The following is an 18,842-nucleotide window of genomic DNA, read 5'->3' on the forward strand; positions in this document are numbered from 1 at the left end:
CAAACCCTTGATATAAAAGAATTCGATCTTTATTTAGATGATGAACCTGTGAGGGGTTCGAACCCCCGACCTCAACCCTGTCAATTTTCTAAACTGTCTGTTATATAGTATTTTTGTATAAATTGATTCCATTAAGTCCAGTAATTCAAGATAAACAATGATTATTTATACACAAGTAGTCTCTTAATTCCATTGTTTACTAGAAATTCTGTGTATTTTTCGTACAATCCCAAAAAAATAATTGATAAATGAGATAGAAGGTAGGGTTTATTTTATATTAATTATTTTTAAAAAATAACCCTTTATTCCAAATGGAATAAAGGGTTATTTACTTGCTAGCTTTAACTTAAAGCTACTGCAGTTTATGAAACGTTAAGTTTTTGATGTCTAAAGTTCCATTGTCTGCCTCATTTAAGCTAAAGCCCCAGTTAGCGAAACCTTAGCATCTGCCGCTAGTGTTAGCGCACAGCGTAAGTCTTAATTATAGTCTGTTCGATCTGGCTGCCATTTACATCCCATGCCTTGATGCGAAGCGAAACATAGCCAGTGTCTGGGTTTTTCACCCACACTTTGTAGTGTCCATCTTGCCTGTTATCCACTTTTGTTTTGCTCCAGGTTTCGCCGTCGTCAGTGGATACTTCGACCTCGACCCCTTTAATGTCTGGGGTAGCACCTGATTGAAGGACGAATGATAGATCGAAGTGGTCGGTAATGCCACCATTTGCCTTGTTCTCGCCATCAAGTTTAATGTCATACTTCGGCCACAGTAGCGCTAGGTTTTCCTTCCCATTTGCTGGTCGCTCGGACTTGAACGTCCACGCCGTGTTGGTTTTGGTAGATATTCTGAACCCCGTCGGGTGTGCCGTGTCCATCGTGATTCGGTAGGTCGCTGGGTCAGGGCTGACCGTCAGCGAGGTTCCAACCCCGAAATATTTCCTCTCCGTTAGGAGCTTCCCGTCCTGGTACAACCGAACCATAGACGTGTCTTCAGGCATTCCAAATTGACCCCAGTGCCCCGGTTGGCTGTCACCCTGTTCTTGCATGTTGAGGTTGAATTTATCTCCCTCACGGTATGCCAAGTTGTTTTCACGTGAAGACACAGCGGTCGCTGCACCCATCCATGTCTCTTCGCGCTGCTCACCTGGCAGATAATTGCGGATTAAGTCCTTCATGGAACGGGATATGCGATTTTCGTCAAATACCCAGTGCATCCATTTCATATCCTTCATAGTCGGCGATAGGCTACCGGTTGAGTACCACTCCTCACGATCCAGCGGCGCGTCGAAAAACTCCGGTACCATGAAAACGCTAGCCTCACCTGGGCGGACCGCCAAAGCCATCTCGCTCATTACTCTACCCTTAGTACCGCGGTAGTGTGCATTCACCACTGCAGAGTTCTCTGCATTCACTTCGTCGACTGGGTTAGCCGGGATTACATCCGGAACCATCATCGCCATGTTATACGCGTACGGGCTGTTGGCAATACCCTTCAAGTTGATACTAGTCGGACCGTTGGCAATTCGATCGAAGAGCACCGCTCCGTCGTCTTGTTGGAGGGTCCAGGCCGGGATGGAGATGCCAGCTGTTTTAAACACGCTCGTCCAGTAGATGCCTGGCCCGTCATAGACAATAAATACACCCACTGCACCGGCAGCCGTCACAGCTTTGATCTGGTCAGTAACCGTCGATTTCGTATCGCGGGTGATCACTGCCAGTTTGCCACTGACGTCCTTGCCGCTGAGGTCATCAGGTCGTGCAAAGCCGACGTTGACTGCTTCGAGTGACTTCTCGCCGTCCAACTTAGGCGTATACATGACATGCTCTAGCGGGATCGATCCACCAATTCCGTCATAAGATGCACGGATCAGAGGGGCGTACCTGCGCTGCTGGAAGTCGAACTCGAACTTGCCGGTCGTCACCGGCTCGGTTGGTACCACGTATGCGTGATCCCAGTACGGTGCCGTAAAGCCCTTCATGAAGTCAATCACAAACGGGATGCCATTAATTTGCTGTGTATAGCGGTATCCTAATTTGTAACCGTTCCCTTCGGACTCCTTAGGAGTAGAGATTTGGACCTCTTTGCCCAACTGGGCATCTAACGTGATCGTCTTGTTCACGTTCATCTCCACCTCAGAATCACCTACGAGAGTATGGTTCTCCACTCGCCATTTAGCCTCATCGTATGTGTTCACGGTACCCATGACCGAGTATCGCCCCTGCGGCACTTCGATGATTTTGATCCCCGTCTCTCTATTTGGGATGACCACTTTATTGAATCCCGTGTCAAGGTTAACCACAAAGACTTCACCTGTTGTTGACGAGTTTCCGTTGCGGTCAATCATTTGAATCGTTAAATCCACTGATGGTACCTTCTTCGTCGCACCAATGGTCGTTTTTATTGTTTTACCGTCATTGGAAGCAGCCGTAACTACTGCTGTATAATCGCTTACCGTGCCAATTGAAGGATCAAACGTCACTTTCACTTCACTGCTGCCATGAGCAGGAACGGTAACTGCTGACTGGTTTAGTGTAAACATGCCTGCCGGAGCTAGGGCACCAGTCTGATTTTTAGATACCATATTAAGAGTTAAATTCATAACACTATCAGATGGGTTGACGTAATGAAATGTCTTCTCGATCGGTTTACTTGTTTCCTCAGCAGCTCCAAGACTAACGACGGCAGGACTGCTATAGACGTTCGCATTCATGGCTTGAGCAACGTCCGCGCGTCCGCCTCCGACCTGATATGCAGTTAAGGTGGTAGTAGTTGGTCTAAAAGCAGTTCCAATCAACACCTGCTTAATTCGGTCAGCGGACCAGTCCGGATGACTTTGGCGAAGAATGGCTGCCGCACCCGCCACATGTGGTGTAGCCATTGATGTACCACTAGCAGCCGTGTAATTAGCGTCAACAATGGTACCCATATTCGTACCTGCCGCACGAGCCGCTACAATTCCTACTCCTGGTGCCGTGATTTCTGGTTTGACTCTATAATTCTCGATTAGAGGACCACGGCTTGAGAAGGAAGCTAAAAAGTCTAATTTATCAACCGCCCCAACGGTCAATGCCTTTTCGGCTGCCCCAGGCGTACCGATCGTTTTCTTATCTGGACCTGCATTACCTGCCGCAATGACAAACAATGTGTTGCTGGTTTGACTCAAATTGTTGACCGCTTGACTCAGTGGATCGGTGCCGTCGCTTGGAGTTGGATTACCAAGGCTCATACTGACGACATCGGCCCCTTCCTTGACTGCCCAATCCATTGCTTCGATGATTCCAGATTCAGAACCTGAACCAGAATTGCCAAGCACCTTCCCAATGAGAAGTTCTGCACCTGGAGCTACTCCCTTATTTTTACCGCCGGAAGCTGCGCCAGATCCCGCGATTGTTGAAGCACAATGCGTACCGTGACCATGGTGATCGATATAATCGGGATCCGGTGTGAAGTTCTTCGTCTTTATAATAGATCCTTTAACATCGGGATGATTCGGATCGATTCCCGTGTCCAAGACAGCAACTTTTACGCCTTTGCCATCATACCCAGCCGCCCATGCAGTCGTTGCTCCAATTTGAGGTACACTCTTGTCCAGTGCCACGCTTACCTGCTTGTCTAGCCAAATTTTCTTCATACCGCCCTCAAGCTTCGGTGTGGATGTTGCTGTGACGCTGTCGTCGTCGATCGCTTCCCAGAACGTCTTCACCTTCGACTTGCTCGCCTTTAGCGCAACACCGTTGGCGCTATCTAATACCTTGTCCTTTTTTGAACCTGCCGGAGCAGCCTGTTCTAACGCTTTGTCCGTCATACTCTCTGTGCCTGAGTAAGTCGCGATTAACGGGATATCAGTGCCATGATCATCATCGTAGCCGTATTCGACCAACTTGGTGATGTTGAACAGCTCGCGGTCCAACTCATCCGCATCAATGTACGACTGCGCCTTAGCCGGGATAATGTATACATCGTCACCCAACTGTATCTTAGTTATTTCCGTTGGGCTGCCATCAGGTGACGGTGCGACTGTCGCTGCCTGCAAGCCGTCGGCGTATTTGTCAAGAGTTACAACCTCGCCCGTGACGAGTGTAACCGTGTGTGTGGAGATAACTTGGCTGCCCTGCTGTGGCTGGGACACCTGGGTGGCCGGCATTTCGGCGGTGGTGTCATCATAAGCAAATGAATTACCAGTACTTGTTGCCAAAAGTACTGCAGAAGCCAAGCCTGCGGTCAAAACATTAATAATTTTTTTGTTTCTCCTCTTCCTCATTAGAGCTCCCCTTTTCCTATCTAAATAGTAGATTAATATATTTGTAAAAATGTGAAGGTTTCGTGCTGTTGACTTAACTTTGCATTTAATACACTGATCTGTCTTTCAACATCTGGTTATTAAAATTTTTCAACAAATGCTAGTATCATTTGCGAGGGTATTCAACAGTTATTAAATATTCAGAAATATCCCCCAATTCAGATTATTATTGACATTCTTAATATATAATCGGAATATGAACAGATGATGAACAGGATATTACATTTGGCGTGAAATTTAAATAATTTTTGAAATATCGTCATGTTGTCTTCATCTGGTTTAATAACAGTTGAAAATTGGGAGTCTATTCAACAGTTATTCAATATTCAGAAATAACACATAATAAGATCTTGAAGCTATACAATCCGTTATGGAAACCTTGAAAAATAAAAAGCTGGAATATGTAAATTTTACACTGAAAATGTCCTTACAAAAGATGACTTGGTGGAATATCGAGAATTAACGGATAACAAGATAAAAGATCTTCAAATCCAAAAAGCAGAACTTGATGAAAAATTGAAGGAATGCGAAAACGAGAATTACGCAATTAATATCGGCAAAAAGCTAAAGGATGTACTAAACTTTAAGAAATTAATGCCGCAAATCCTTCATTCATTGATTAAGAAGATCACTTGTAATCACGATAGAACTGTCCATATTCAATACAGCTTTGTTAATCCGTTACAAGAAACTTAAAGAGGCGACTTCCTAAATGGTTAGTTACCTTTCTTTTAAATGAATTGCGAGATACACTCCACATGTCTGGAGTGTATCTCGCAACTCAGGGGTGTTGGTGAGTTCAAACTCCGTTTATAAAGATTTATTCTTGTAATAAAGAAAACAGATTCTCTCATCTTCAATTAAAGCGCCTGATTCATGAAGATAGATCGTGGAAACAAAAGGTTAAAAATCATTTGTAGCTTTGTATATTAATAGAAAATTGAGGCGCAAGCTTACAAATAAGAGAAATCTGTCCAGCATGGAGACCGTTATGGTAAATCAACCTGCCTATCGCTTCACGTGGAGTAGAAGGACCAATCGGCGATTCCACAGAAATATCCCACGCATCCTCAGGTAAAATGCGCATCGCTTGAGAAAGATGCTTATCTGAGTTTTCTAGTAATTCTAGCAGTTCTGCTAGATTTGAAAATTGCTTTGTGTCTCTGGCTGGACCGACTGTGAAATAGGTCACATCTTCAGGCTTCTTATGACCAAAGAACCATTCTGCAAACATATACTCGACTTCTGCATTATGGCGCAGTTTATTTCCGATGGATGATGTGTCTGATGAAAGCTGTAACAACAATTCTTCTTCCTTCAATCCTTGCACCATTTTATGAAAACGATTTCGTGTCGTTCTCCAAATGGGATTCACCGAATCATAAGACATTCTCATTTCCTCCTAATTAATGACTTAATTTTTATTACCTACAACCGCATGATCGAATTTATCGCCAACCACATGATCGAATTTATCGCCCATCAAATCCACATCGAATGCTTGACCGAATCCTACCACGTATCGGCCTTCTAATGGTTTTAACTCAAACAAGGAAAAGTCCATACCGCGCAACATTTCCATCATTTTTTGTCCGAAAACCTCATTAAACAAATTAAAAATATCTTCATGTCCCTGATTCCCTAGATTTGAGGTTGTACAAGCAAATCTTGCCCGCTCTCGTGCAAACAAGTTTGGCGTACTACTCTCATCAGCAATCAGCAAAACGTCGATCTGTTCATTTTTTTCAACATTTCGATAATGATCGGAAACTTGACTAATGTATATGTACATCTTTCCATCCTTTTTTACATATGGGGCATGGCTGACAAAAGGGTTTCCATTCTCATCTATTGTGTTAAGTACTAGTGTTTTACGGTTATTCGTGAACTCTTGATATTTCAATTTTAAAGTTACTGTGTCTAAATGTTTCATCATTTTTTCCCTCCAAGGTTTATTGTGCGATTGCTACTGCTTTCTTAATTGGATGAATACGAGGGTATTCGCGTTCATTTACAAATTCCACTTCCGCTTCGACCCCATAGACATTGAGAATCATTTCAGCCGTCAATACGTCCTTTGGCATACTTCAAATGATAACGATTTTCATTATCATCTATGAAATAGATTAGCACCTATTTTCAAAATTGTATATTGGGGGAATTTGAGTCATTTAAATTAATATTGCTAATAGGATCCCACAGATTATTCCAGAAACTGGCGCCTATATGAAGTAACTTAAGCCTATGTATCAAGGTTTAATGAAAGATAGGAAATTGGGGAAACTTGTGTCATTTAGATTAAATAAAAGTGTAGATATTTTTAATTTAAAATAATTAGTCTTGGGAAAATTCTATGAAAAGGAGTGTGGTTAAATGAAAAATACGAAAATAAAAAATTCCATTAATTCTTTTTCGACATGTAAAAAGGACTCCTTAATTTCAGGAGTCCCTCCTTTTTCTTCTAAAGACGGTAAAGCAGGAATTGATGAAGTAGTAAACGTTAAAGAGTCACTAAAAAATGAATAATAAATAAATCGAAAACCCCAGAAATGTCTCTGGGGTTTTATTATATATTCATCTCTTTTTGCTTTTTGGTTTGTTTATGTCTATAAAGGAATTTACGACCTGTTAGAGAAATCAGTAATAAGACAGGTATTAGTACTAAAAATTGCATAAATGATAAATTAAAATATTTAGCACCTGTAACAATTAATAGTGTAGAAAGCGTACCTTTTACAATGAAAAAAATAATAATCCATAATCCGCCTTTTTTCCAGTTCATTTTTATTTTACCCCTTTCTACGTTTAAATTTATAAAAAAAATTAGTGATAGTTCTTGAAAGTGATATCTTAATGGAAATCTATTACTTTAAGAAATAAAAAAGTAGATTTTTTTAACAAAAATCATGTCAATTTAATGTAACGAATTCATGTTAAATGAAATTGATAATCATTGTCAATCATTTTTTTAATTTTTATACTAAACTTAATTTTCAAAAAAGTATTGAAAATGAGAATGATAATTGTTATCTTTAATTACGTATTCCATAAGCATCTATTTCCTTTTACTTTAGACAAAACTCCAAATCCTTTTGTGGTTCATCAAATAAGGTTATATTAAAATATATTATTTAGTCCAAATTAAATACCTTGTTCAACTCCCTCAGTTTAATATGATTTTCTCACGAATACTCGCTTATTCGCAGGATTTCATAACCCTTTAAATAGGTTTAACGGTTAAATGAAATGAGTTCAGATCATTATGGCTTCGTGAAGGCATAGTGAAATAAAGGAGTGAAGTACTACTCCATATTTCACCATATAATGTACATTCTCCACGCAGCCCCTGGAGGCTTCCCCTCCCATGTCTCAACGGGTCGTTTGCCCTCTCATTCCTTCGTCATGCCTATCCAAGGGGTGGAGGCCAGTTAAGCTAACCTGATGGGTCAGTGCCTTTTTGTTGAACAAACCTGGTACTCCGTACATATTTGAAATCCTACGAACAAGCCAATATTCGATATAAAATAAAAATGAAAAAATTATGTCTGTGAGGTTCTCTTTGAGAACGAAATTAGCCAGCTCTGTTAAAGGTTGGACTTTAAACATGTGATGCCCAGATTCGGTCTTATGAAATTGCAAAAGTGAATAGAACCCACGTAAAAGATTGGCTTGCCAAATTTGGTGAACTTGATGAAAATGGAAAGCAAAAATATTCAATTGGTTCAAGGCGCAAATATCTTTCAGTGATTAAAAGTATTTTGTTCTATGCGGTGCAAGAACTTGAAGTGCTTGAAAAGAATCCAGCGGATAGGCTGAAGATTGAAGTGCAGGATAATGTTACATTGAAAAAAGAAGATTAAAAGTTGAAATATTTCAGCCTTGATGAAATGAATCGATTATTGTATTTTTTAAGGACAGACAAGCATCAAAGGTTTCCTGAATATCGCTTGTATTATATATTGATTTTCTTCTTATTTAAAACCGGTTTTAGGATATCTGAAGACCTTGCATTAAGATGGGATGATATTATAGGGAATATGATTGATATAAACCAGCAAACAAGCCGTGATGATAATAACAAAGTAATTCTTACATCGTTAAAAAATGATACATCATATAGAAAAATAAGCATTGATGAAGAAGTTATTCGTGAACTAAAGATATTCAAGGCAAAGCAAAATGAACTCATTCTTGGAAATCCAAGATTCCGCAAAAACAATGTTGGAATTATCTTTCAAAATTATAATGGGCATTATCTCACACCTTCTATTATCCGTGAAACGATTCAGAACTATCATAAGGCTTTCAGGGGTCTAATATAGGGGCTTACATGCTTTCAGACACACACACGCTGTTCTTGCCCTTGAATCAGGTGTAAGTCTGTTATATGTATCAAAACGATTGGGTCATAAAAACACCAAACCAACAAGTGAAACTTATTCGCATATCACGGAAAAAATTGAACAGGATGAACTTGCAAAATTCGCTTCATACACATCAAGATAAATCCCAACTTGGCACAAACTTGGCACAAACCGAAACTTAACACGTGCCAAAAACAACAAAAAACCCTTGATTCACAAGGGTTTTTCGTTTATTATCCGATAGAACCTTCCATCTCAAACTTGATGAGACGGTTCATTTCTACGGCGTATTCCATAGGTAATTCTTTTGTAAATGGCTCGATGAAGCCCATTACGATCATTTCTGTTGCTTCTTGCTGTGAAATACCACGGCTCATTAAGTAGAAGAGCTGCTCTTCTGATACTTTAGAAACCTTAGCTTCATGTTCAAGAGAAATGTTGTCATTTAAGATCTCGTTGTATGGAATGGTATCAGATGTTGACTGATTATCCATAATCAATGTATCACATTCGATATTAGCACGTGCTCCATCCGCTTTACGTCCAAAGTGAACGACACCGCGATAGGTTACTTTACCGCCATGTTTAGAAATTGACTTTGAAACAATGGTAGAAGAAGTGTTAGGAGCTAAGTGAATCATCTTTGCTCCTGCATCCTGATGCTGACCTTTACCTGCAATCGCAATCGATAACGTCATTCCACGAGCGCCTTCACCTTTAAGAATAACAGCAGGATATTTCATCGTTAATTTAGAACCGATGTTACCATCAATCCATTCCATCGTTGCATTCGCTTCACAAACTGCACGCTTTGTAACTAAGTTGAATACATTGTTTGCCCAGTTTTGAATCGTTGTATAGCGGCAATATGCATCTTTTTTAATAACAATCTCAACAACCGCACTGTGAAGTGAGTTTGTAGTATAAACAGGTGCTGTACAGCCTTCTACATAATGGACATGTGCGCCTTCATCAACAATGATTAACGTACGCTCAAATTGGCCCATGTTTTCAGAGTTAATTCGGAAATACGCCTGTAACGGAGTATCTACTTTAACTCCTTTTGGAACATAAATAAATGATCCGCCTGACCATACTGCAGAGTTTAGTGCAGCAAACTTGTTATCTGTCGGTGGAATCGTTTTTCCAAAATGCTCACGGAAGATATCCTCATTCTCTCTTAGAGCAGAATCAGTATCTTTAAAAACAATACCCAAATCTTCAAGTTCTACCTTCATGTTATGGTATACTACCTCAGATTCGTACTGAGCAGATACACCAGCAAGATACTTTTGCTCTGCTTCAGGAATCCCAAGCTTGTCAAACGTTGCTTTAATTTCTTCAGGAACTTCATCCCATGATTTTTCCGATTTCTCAGAAGGTTTTACATAATAAGTGATTTCGTCAAAGTTTAACGGAGCTAAATCTCCGCCCCATTGCGGCATCGGCATTTTGTAAAAATGCTCGAGTGATTTCAAACGGAAGTCGAGCATCCATTGAGGTTCGTTTTTTAACTTCGATATCTCTTTAACAATGTCGCTTGTTAATCCACGCTTTGAGCGGAATATAGAAACGTCTTTATCGGCAAAACCGTATTTATAATCACCGATTTCCGGCATCTTTTTCGCCATTTTCGAGTTCCTCCATTTCATAAACAAAAAGGGAATGACTCCCTTTTTGTTCTATTGTTGTTCCTCTTCGCCTAATCCTTTTTCCATTGCCTTCCACGCTAAGGTAGCACATTTGATTCGTGCTGGAAATTTGGCAACACCCTGAAGTGCTTCAATATCACCTAAATCGATATCGTCATCATACTCTTTCCCTTGCATGATATCGGAAAAAATCTTCGAAAGCTTAATCGCTTCCTCTACTTTTTTCCCTTTAATAGCCTGGGTCATCATCGAAGCAGAAGACATTGAAATGGAACAGCCTTCACCCTCAAATCTTGCATCGATAACGACTCCATCTTCAACCTTAAAGGTTAATTGAATTCGGTCGCCGCAAGTAGGATTGTTCATATTAATCGTGTGACTTCCATCTTCTAAAATCCCGCGATTACGTGGATTTTTATAATGGTCCATAATAACACGACGGTATAAATTATCTAAATTATTAGAAGACATCGCTGAAATACTCCTTTGTTTTCACAAGTCCTTCAACTAGCTTATCAATATCGTCTTCTGTGTTGTATAAATAAAAGCTTGCACGAGCAGTTGCAGATGCCTTTAACCATTTCATCAACGGTTGTGCACAATGATGTCCTGCACGGACAGCAATGCCTTCTGCGTCGAGAACAGTAGCAACATCATGTGGATGTACATCGCTAATATTAAAGGTAACAAGACCTGCACGTTTCGCAGCGTCTAATGGTCCATAAATCGTCATTCCAGGAACAGAAGACATTTTTTCCAATGCGTACGCTGCAAGCTTATGCTCGTGTTGTGCAATATTATCTAAGCCAATCTCATTTAAAAAATCAATTGCGGCACCAAGACCAATTGCACCTGCAATGATCGGTGTTCCGGCTTCAAACTTCCACGGCAGTTCTTTCCATGTAGATTCTTGTAAGTGAACAAAATCAATCATTTCTCCGCCAAACTCAATCGGTTCCATTTTTTCTAATAAATGCTTTTTGCCATATAAAACACCAATGCCTGTCGGTGCACACATCTTATGTCCAGAGAAAGCAAGGAAATCACAATCTAGATCTTGAACATCTATCTTCATATGGGGTGCACTTTGTGCCCCGTCGACTACCATAATCGCTCCATTTTCATGGGCAATTCTCGCAATTTCCTTAACAGGATTAATGACACCAAGTACATTGGATACCTGCATGACAGAAACGACACGAGTATTAGAGGTAACCGTTGCTTGAACATCATCAAGTGAAATGGTTCCATCTTCTTGAAGTGGGATGTACTTTAACACTGCTCCCGTCCGCTTTGCCACCTGCTGCCAAGGAATGATGTTGCTATGGTGCTCCATATACGTAATGACAATTTCATCACCAGCGTTTAAGTTCGCTGCTGCATAGCTTGCTGCAACTGTATTTAAAGCTGTTGTTGTGCCCCGGGTAAAAATGACCTCTTGTGTTGATTTTGCATTAATAAACTTTCGAACCTTTTCCCGTGCCCCTTCGTAAGCATCCGTCGCACGTGTTCCGAGCGTGTGGACCCCACGATGGACATTGGAATTGATTTCTTTATAATATTTCTCCACTGTCTCAATCACTTGGATTGGCTTTTGTGAAGTAGCTGAGCTATCCAAATAGACAAGCGGTTTTCCATTTACTTCTTGATCTAAAATAGGGAATTGACGACGAATATCTAAGACATTCATTATCGTACTTTCCTTTCAATGACAGCAGTTAACTGCTTTTTAACTCCTTCAATTGGTAGCTGATTCACTACCGGTGCTAGGAAACCATGAATAACCAGACGTTCTGCTTCTTTTTTCGGAATTCCACGGCTCATTAGGTAGTATAGCTGTACAGGATCTACACGACCGACTGATGCAGCGTGACCCGCTGTAACATCATCTTCATCAATAAGAAGAATCGGGTTCGCATCTCCACGTGCCTTTTCGCTGAGCATAAGTACACGGGATTCCTGTTCCGCATTCGATTTTGACGCACCATGCAGGATATGGCCAATTCCATTAAAAATAGAAGAAGCACTGTCCTTCATGACACCATGTTTTAAAATATAACCCTCTGTGTTTTTACCAAAATGAACAACCTTTGTTGTAAAGTTTTGTGTCTGTTCGCCACGTCCAACAACAACTGTTTTGGTATCGCCATACGCACCATCACCAACTAGGTTAGTGGTATTTTCTGAAATGGTATTTCCTTCATTCATTAAACCAAGTGCCCATTCAATTCGAGCATCTCTCCCAGCAGATCCACGACGGTTCACGTATGTTGTTACACCCTTCGCAAGGGTATCAACAGCACCGTACTGAACCTTAGCACCAGCTTTTGCAATCACTTCCGTCACAATATTAAATACACCATTGGCAGATTCAATCGTTGACAGATAGTTTTCTACGTAGGTAACAGAGCTATTATCATCTGCAACGACAATAACATGATTGAACAGGTTTGCTTCAGCATCATCATGTAAATAAATAGAATGGATCGGTTCTTTGATTTCAACATTTTTAGGAATGTATAAGAATGCTCCACCATTTATAAGTGCTGCGTGGAAGGCAATTAGTCGATGTTCGTCTGTTTTAACAGCTTCTGTTAACAAGTATTTTTGCACAAGCTCGCCATGTTCACGAACGGCAGTAAAGATATCTGTGAAAATAACACCTTGCGCTTTTAATTCTTCTGACAAAGAAATATACGCAGGTGTTTGATTTCGCTGAATATATAAATTCTTAGCAGCAGCCTCATCACCTATTAATGCTTTTACTTCTTCAGGAAGCCCAGCAAGTGATGTGAAGACTTCACTTTTTACAGTATGATTATCAAATTGAGTGAAATTCCACTTATCAATTTTTGTTTTATCTGGTCTTGGCATTGGAAGGTTTTCGCTAAGCTCAAATGCATTTACACGAAATTCCTCCATCCAAGCGGGCTCGTTCATTTCTTTTGAAAAGGAACGAACAAAATCTTTATCAAATGATAAATTCGTTTCTGTTGTCATGATTATCCTCCTAACGCAAACTCTTACGCTTCTTGCCCAACTGTTTCATCTTCGATTCCGAGCTCTTGCTTGATCCAGTCATATCCTTCTGCTTCTAAGCGTTGTGCTAGTTCTGGTCCGCCTGATTTCACAATACGTCCCTGCATCATAACGTGCACATAGTCAGGAGTGATATAATTTAAAAGTCGTTGATAGTGAGTAATAACTAAACAACCAAATTCTTCTCCACGCATTTCATTGATTCCTTTTGAAACAACCTTAAGGGCATCAATATCTAATCCAGAGTCAATTTCGTCTAAAATGGCGATTTTTGGCTCAAGCATCATTAATTGGAGAATTTCATTACGCTTCTTCTCTCCGCCTGAAAATCCTTCATTTAAATAGCGTTGTGCCATATCAAGATCCATTTCAAGGTATTCCATCTGCTTATCCATTTTGCGAATAAATTTCATTAATGAAATTTCATTACCTTCTCCAAGACGGCTGTTAAGTGCAGAACGTAAGAAATCCGCATTTGTAACCCCGTTAATTTCACTTGGGTATTGCATCGCTAAAAATAGGCCAGCACGAGCTCGCTCGTCTACTTCCATTTCAAGAACGTTTTGATCGTCTAGAGTAATATTTCCGCTCGTTACTTCATATTTCGGGTGGCCCATAATAGCAGAAGATAAAGTAGATTTACCAGTACCATTCGGTCCCATGATTGCGTGAATTTCTCCACCTTTTATTTCAAGGTTTACACCTTTTAAAATTTCTTTTCCATCAATTTCTACATGTAAATCTTTGATCGTTAATGTTGATCCAGCCATATATATACCTCCGCAAAGATAATTTTGTATCTTGTAGCCTCTAACACCGGCCCCAAAATTCTATTCTCACTTTATTCTCATTACAATCTTATAACAAATCCTATGTGTTAGCAACTTATAAACAGTATTAACTTTGTATGAAGAGATAAGAAAGTTTATTTTCACTAAATACAAACCAATTGAGAATGAATAAGTAGACAAGATGTGTTTTTATTATAATAAATTCAGAATTTTAAAACTTGTGACCGCTTTATGTATTCACATACGAATAAAATCATAACGTATTTATCTCTATTTTGCCAAGACTTCCTCATTATTATTTCCTACCGATTTTTACCTATCCAATCGTATTCATGTATTTATACAAAGAAAAGCCAGTGAATCATGATCACCGGCTTCCTGCTTTCTTCCTATTTATTAGTACCTTTTAGACTAATTTCCCATAATGAGGTTATTCTCCTGGTATAACAGCACCTTGGTACTTTTCTTGCAGGAATTTATTAATCTCCTCTGATTGTAAAACCTCTACAAGTGTTTTAATTTCTTCGCGGTCTTTGTCCTCAGAGCGAACGACAACAAGGTTTGCGGGCACAACGTCATCGCCTTCAAATGCGATTCCATACTTTCCAATGTCAATACCGCCTTCTAATGCGTAGTTCGTATTAATAACGACCGCATCGCCTTCACCGCTATCGAAAGAAGAAGCTAATAGTTTTGCTTCAATTAGAGTTGAGAAATCAAGGTCCTTTGGATTTTCGACAATATCCTCTACTCTTGCACTCGCTCCAACGCCTTCTTTAAGCTTAATTAATCCTTCTTTTTCAAAAATAGGTAAAATACGTCCATGGTCACTTAGTGAATCACTCATAATAATTTTTGCACCTTTTGGAAGGTCATTTAAGCTTTTGTATTTTTTAGAATAAATTCCGATTGGTTCCTTATGAATTCCACCAACACTTACAAAATCAAAATCTTTATTTTCTTCCATTTGCAGTTCTAAATACCCTGGTGTTTGAAAATAGTTTGCGTCGAGTTCTTTATCCCTTAACGCTACGTTTGGCAGGATATAATCTTGAAAAACTTGCACTTCTAGATCAATGCCTTTTTCCTTTAATAAAGGTTTTGCCGCTTCTAACACTTCCGCATGCGGTACAGCAGATGCTCCAACAACTAACTTTTTGTTTCCTTCTTCTCCTGCGTTATCTGCAGTATCGTTTTTAGCACCACCGCAAGCTGTGAGGGCAAGTGCAACTAACGCAATGATAATTAAACTAAATGCTTTTTTCATAATCTAACTCCTCCTGTTATCGTTTATCTATTTTTTTTGTAAAATAATCTCCAATAAATTGGATGATAAAAACCAAAATTAAAATGGCAATCGTTGCAACTAACGTAACAATAGGTCTATTGCGCTGAAAACCTTCAAGGTAGGCAAAATGACCAAGTCCCCCTGCTCCAATTACCCCAGCCATTGCTGTAAAGCCTACTAGTGAAATAGCTGTAACCGTAAGCCCTGAAATTAATGCCGGCAAAGATTCCGGTATTAATACTTTAAAAATAATATGACCATGTGTTGCTCCCATTGATTGTGATGCCTCAATAACACCTTTATCGATTTCCCTAAGGGCAATCTCCACCATTCTTGCGTAAAAAGGAGCTGCGCCAATAATTAAGGCAGGCAGCGCTGCATTTGCACCAAGCATAGTTCCAACCAATAATTTTGTAAAAGGAATTAATAATACAATTAAGATAATAAAGGGTATGGACCTGAAAATATTAACAAATCCAGCAATAATAACATTTACACCTCTATTTTCCCACATATTACCTTTACCTGTTAGAAATAATAGCAGACCAAGCACCAATCCCAAAATAAATGTAGTAAGGACTGAAATGGAAGTCATATAAAGGGTTTCACGTGTGGCTTCTAATAATTGAGTCCACTTTACCATTTCCGTAAAGTTAGCCATTACTAATCACCTCCACGCCGACTTGCTGGGAGCGAATGTAGTCTACTGCCTTGTTAACTTCTAGTTCGTCGCCATCAAGATGTATAAAAAGCGTCCCATAGGAACCACTTTGCGTTTGTGAAATTTTCCCCTGCAAAATATTGACTGTAACATTATTTTGACGGATTAAATTGGTGATTAACGGTTGCTCGACTGAATCGCCGATAAAGGATAATTGAACGACCTGACCTGATTGATAGCGTTCTAGCAAATGTTCAGCTGTCTCTTTTGTTTCTTCAGGCTCGGTAACCTGCTGAACAAAACGTTTCGTAATTGGCTGCTGCGGATTTTTAAATACATCTAACACATGGCCAAGCTCTACGATTCTCCCACTTTCCATAACTGCTACTCGATGACAGATCTTACGAATAACATGCATTTCATGTGTAATTAACACAATGGTTAATCCCAGCCTTTTATTGATATCGACTAACAAATCCAGGATGGAATCAGTAGTCTGTGGATCTAGCGCTGACGTTGCTTCATCACAAAGCAGTACTTTGGGATTATTAGCGAGCGCCCGGGCAATTCCTACACGCTGTTTTTGACCGCCGCTAAGCTGTGATGGATAAGCATTTTCTCTTCCTTCAAGACCAACTAATTTGATTAGTTCATTTACCCGCTTTTTCCTTTCTGGTCCATTAACACCAGCAATTTCTAATGGAAATGCGATATTCTCACTTACTGTCCTTGACCATAGCAGGTTAAAATGCTGAAAAATCATACTAATTTCCTGACGTGCTTTTCTGAGCTCACTGCCCCTAATTTTTGATATAACCCGTCCAGCTACCGTAACAGACCCTGCTGTCGGAAGCTCTAGTCCATTAAGCATTCGTATTAAGGTACTTTTACCAGCACCGCTATATCCGATTACACCAAAAATTTCTCCTTCTTTTATTTCTAAATTTACTTCATCGACAGCTTTTAGCTGTCCCTGTTTAGAAGGAAACACTTTTTGAACATCTTTTATCGAAATCATTCCATCACCTACTTTTATCCAATTAAAAATGAATTGCAAAAACTCCACCAGATTGTACCGCTTAAATATAGGGTTTGACTGTTTTCAGAAAAACATTCTTATATTAGAAATTAAAAAGCCTTTCTGCAGAGGGCAGAAAGGCATCATAAATAAAAACCTTTCTCCCATCTTCCAAAGCAATCGCTTTGTGTGAATTGGCACCATTTCAATATTAATATTGACGGTTGCCGGGCTTCATCGGGCACATCCCTCCACCTCTCTTGATAAGAGCTATAGCATTCTATATTTAATTAACACGTTCACGGATTAAAGCAATCATTTTAGTACGAAAGTAATCTTATCACGGATAAAAAGTGGTGTCAAACAAATTATCTTCTTATTTTGAATAAACTTTAATCTTACTTTACGCTTTTGTTTTTATGGAAGAAACACCTGTGGCGGCCTCAATTGCTGATTCAAGATCCTCGATTAGATCCTCCACATTCTCAATGCCTATGGAAAGTCGAATTAAGTCCTCAGAAACACCAGCTGCCTTTAGTCCTTCTGCATCTAACTGCTGGTGAGTAGTGCTGGCAGGATGGATAATTAAGCTTTTCGCATCCCCAACATTCGCTACATGGGCGAAAAGTGTAATCGAATCAATTAATTTTGCTCCTGCATCTCTTCCACCTTTTATACCAAAAACAATCATAGATCCTGCACCCTTAGGTAAATACTTACTTGCCAATTCATTATCAGGATGTGAAGTGTGGCCAGGATAGGATACCCACTCTACTGCAGGATGCTTTAATAAATAATCCACTACTTCCTTAGTATTAGCAACATGTTCCTTCATTCGGACATGCAGGGTTTCAAGACCAAGAGTGAATTGAAAGGCATTTTGCGGACTTAAAGAAGGTCCTAAGTCACGTAATAATTGTACACGAGCTTTGATAATATAAGCTACAGCACCTAATGCTTCAGCGTAAACAAGATCATGATAACTAGGATCCGGGGTGGTAAAGCCTGGGAATTTAGGTGAATTCCAGTCGAACTTGCCACCGTCTACAATAACCCCTCCGGTTGATGTCCCATTCCCTAAAAGCCATTTCGTTGCTGAATGGATAACAATATCTGCCCCATATTCTATGGGTCTGCATAGATAAGGTGTGGCAAAGGTATTATCAATAATTAATGGAACTCCTGCTTCATGGGCAATTTCTGCTACTTTTTCAATATCAAGAACTCGTAAAGACGGATTACCAATCGTCTCAGCAAATACTGCTTTTGTTTTTTCATTGATTGCAGCGCGGAAATTATCTGGATCTTCTGGGTCAACAAACTTAACCTTGATTCCGTACTTCGGAAGTGTAACAGCAAATAAATTGTACGTTCCACCATATAAAGTCGATGCCGAAACGATTTCATCACCTGCTTCTGCAATATTTAGGATTGACAAGGTAATGGCAGCCATTCCGCTTGCTACTGCTAAAGCCCCGACTCCACCCTCCAACAGGGCAACTCTTTCTTCGAAAACAGTAGTTGTTGGATTATGGATTCGAGTATATATGTATCCAGTCTCTTTCAACGCAAAAAGATTTGCTGCATGTTCCGTATTTTTGAATTGGTAGGCATTATTTTGGTAAATCGGTACGGCCCGTGCACCTGTTACTGGGTCTGGTGCCAATCCGCCATGAACACTCAAAGTTTCAAATCGATAATTTTTTTGATTTTCCCCCATACTAACACTCC

18 protein-coding genes and 1 riboswitch are annotated in these 18,842 nt (G+C 39.8%); of the genes, 4 read left to right on the forward strand and 14 right to left on the reverse strand.

The genetic code is table 11. From position 1 onward, the window contains the following. Positions 1-458: 458 nt before the first annotated feature. Entirely contained in the window at positions 459-4,259 is a 3,801-nt protein-coding gene (locus CHI06_RS22415; protein WP_095250785.1) for a S8 family serine peptidase, read from the reverse strand. 483 nt (positions 4,260-4,742) lie between these two features. Between CHI06_RS22415 and CHI06_RS22420 the strand changes: the two genes are divergently transcribed. Continuing rightward, on the forward strand, positions 4,743-4,994 hold the full coding sequence (locus CHI06_RS22420) for a hypothetical protein (protein WP_095250786.1): 252 nt from the start codon (positions 4,743-4,745) through the stop codon (positions 4,992-4,994). Positions 4,995-5,208: 214 nt separating this feature from the next. On the opposite strand, the gene CHI06_RS22425 is transcribed toward CHI06_RS22420, so the two are convergent. Genes CHI06_RS22425 through CHI06_RS30755 form a run of 3 tightly spaced genes read right to left on the reverse strand, consistent with a single transcriptional unit; the run spans position 5,209 to position 6,382 of the window. Next, positions 5,209-5,688 (reverse strand): DinB family protein, encoded by a 480-nt coding sequence (locus CHI06_RS22425; protein WP_095250787.1) that lies wholly within the window; start codon positions 5,686-5,688, stop codon positions 5,209-5,211. 24 nt (positions 5,689-5,712) lie between these two features. Beyond that, positions 5,713-6,234, reverse strand: a complete 522-nt coding sequence (locus CHI06_RS22430; protein ID WP_306453840.1) for a HugZ family pyridoxamine 5'-phosphate oxidase — start codon at positions 6,232-6,234, stop codon at positions 5,713-5,715. Positions 6,235-6,250: 16 nt separating this feature from the next. Beyond that, positions 6,251-6,382 (reverse strand): hypothetical protein, encoded by a 132-nt coding sequence (locus CHI06_RS30755; RefSeq protein ID WP_257009415.1) that lies wholly within the window; start codon positions 6,380-6,382, stop codon positions 6,251-6,253. A gap of 289 nt (positions 6,383-6,671) precedes the next feature. Between CHI06_RS30755 and CHI06_RS29985 the strand changes: the two genes are divergently transcribed. Further along, entirely contained in the window at positions 6,672-6,824 is a 153-nt protein-coding gene (locus CHI06_RS29985) for a hypothetical protein (protein ID WP_179292738.1), read from the forward strand. A 40-nt stretch (positions 6,825-6,864) separates the two neighbouring features. On the opposite strand, the gene CHI06_RS22435 is transcribed toward CHI06_RS29985, so the two are convergent. Next, positions 6,865-7,080, reverse strand: coding sequence for a hypothetical protein (locus CHI06_RS22435; RefSeq protein WP_095250788.1), 216 nt, complete (start codon positions 7,078-7,080; stop codon positions 6,865-6,867). A gap of 859 nt (positions 7,081-7,939) precedes the next feature. On the opposite strand from CHI06_RS22435, the gene CHI06_RS29460 reads away from it, so the two are divergent. Both CHI06_RS29460 and CHI06_RS29465 read left to right on the forward strand, forming a co-directional pair. Then, positions 7,940-8,158, forward strand: coding sequence for a hypothetical protein (locus CHI06_RS29460; RefSeq protein WP_142301003.1), 219 nt, complete (start codon positions 7,940-7,942; stop codon positions 8,156-8,158). Positions 8,159-8,161: 3 nt separating this feature from the next. Then, entirely contained in the window at positions 8,162-8,620 is a 459-nt protein-coding gene (locus CHI06_RS29465; protein ID WP_179292739.1) for a hypothetical protein, read from the forward strand. Between the two features lie 275 nt (positions 8,621-8,895). On the opposite strand, the gene sufB is transcribed toward CHI06_RS29465, so the two are convergent. From sufB to CHI06_RS22485, 9 genes are all read right to left on the reverse strand, one after another. After that, positions 8,896-10,293: a Fe-S cluster assembly protein SufB gene (sufB, locus tag CHI06_RS22445; RefSeq protein ID WP_095250789.1), complete on the reverse strand. Its 1,398-nt coding sequence runs from the start codon at positions 10,291-10,293 to the stop codon at positions 8,896-8,898. A 51-nt stretch (positions 10,294-10,344) separates the two neighbouring features. After that, positions 10,345-10,785, reverse strand: coding sequence for a Fe-S cluster assembly sulfur transfer protein SufU (gene sufU, locus CHI06_RS22450; RefSeq protein WP_095250790.1), 441 nt, complete (start codon positions 10,783-10,785; stop codon positions 10,345-10,347). After that, the gene (locus tag CHI06_RS22455; protein ID WP_095250791.1) at positions 10,775-12,004 is read right to left on the reverse strand and encodes a cysteine desulfurase; all 1,230 of its coding nucleotides are present in this window, start codon (positions 12,002-12,004) and stop codon (positions 10,775-10,777) included. The genes sufU and CHI06_RS22455 overlap by 11 nt, the downstream gene beginning before the upstream one ends. Continuing rightward, positions 12,004-13,314 carry a Fe-S cluster assembly protein SufD gene (sufD, locus tag CHI06_RS22460; RefSeq protein ID WP_095250792.1) on the reverse strand — a complete coding sequence of 437 codons (1,311 nt, stop codon included), beginning with the start codon at positions 13,312-13,314 and terminating at the stop codon, positions 12,004-12,006. The genes CHI06_RS22455 and sufD overlap by 1 nt, the downstream gene beginning before the upstream one ends. A 23-nt stretch (positions 13,315-13,337) precedes the next feature. Further along, positions 13,338-14,123 (reverse strand): Fe-S cluster assembly ATPase SufC, encoded by a 786-nt coding sequence (gene sufC, locus CHI06_RS22465; protein WP_095250793.1) that lies wholly within the window; start codon positions 14,121-14,123, stop codon positions 13,338-13,340. Positions 14,124-14,574: 451 nt separating this feature from the next. Beyond that, on the reverse strand, positions 14,575-15,411 hold the full coding sequence (locus CHI06_RS22470; RefSeq protein WP_095250794.1) for a MetQ/NlpA family ABC transporter substrate-binding protein: 837 nt from the start codon (positions 15,409-15,411) through the stop codon (positions 14,575-14,577). Between the two features lie 16 nt (positions 15,412-15,427). After that, positions 15,428-16,093: a methionine ABC transporter permease gene (locus tag CHI06_RS22475; protein ID WP_095250795.1), complete on the reverse strand. Its 666-nt coding sequence runs from the start codon at positions 16,091-16,093 to the stop codon at positions 15,428-15,430. Continuing rightward, a complete protein-coding gene (locus tag CHI06_RS22480; RefSeq protein ID WP_095250805.1) occupies positions 16,086-17,111 on the reverse strand; it encodes a methionine ABC transporter ATP-binding protein in 1,026 nt (341 codons plus the stop codon). The genes CHI06_RS22475 and CHI06_RS22480 overlap by 8 nt, the downstream gene beginning before the upstream one ends. A 161-nt stretch (positions 17,112-17,272) precedes the next feature. After that, a riboswitch (SAM riboswitch) is annotated at positions 17,273-17,381 on the reverse strand. A gap of 133 nt (positions 17,382-17,514) precedes the next feature. Beyond that, positions 17,515-18,831, reverse strand: coding sequence for an O-acetylhomoserine aminocarboxypropyltransferase/cysteine synthase family protein (locus tag CHI06_RS22485; RefSeq protein ID WP_095250796.1), 1,317 nt, complete (start codon positions 18,829-18,831; stop codon positions 17,515-17,517). Positions 18,832-18,842 lie beyond the last annotated feature (11 nt).

Origin of the sequence: Bacillus sp. 7884-1, assembly GCF_002272245.1 — a bacterium.
Classification (GTDB): Bacteria; Bacillota; Bacilli; order Bacillales; family Cytobacillaceae; genus Neobacillus.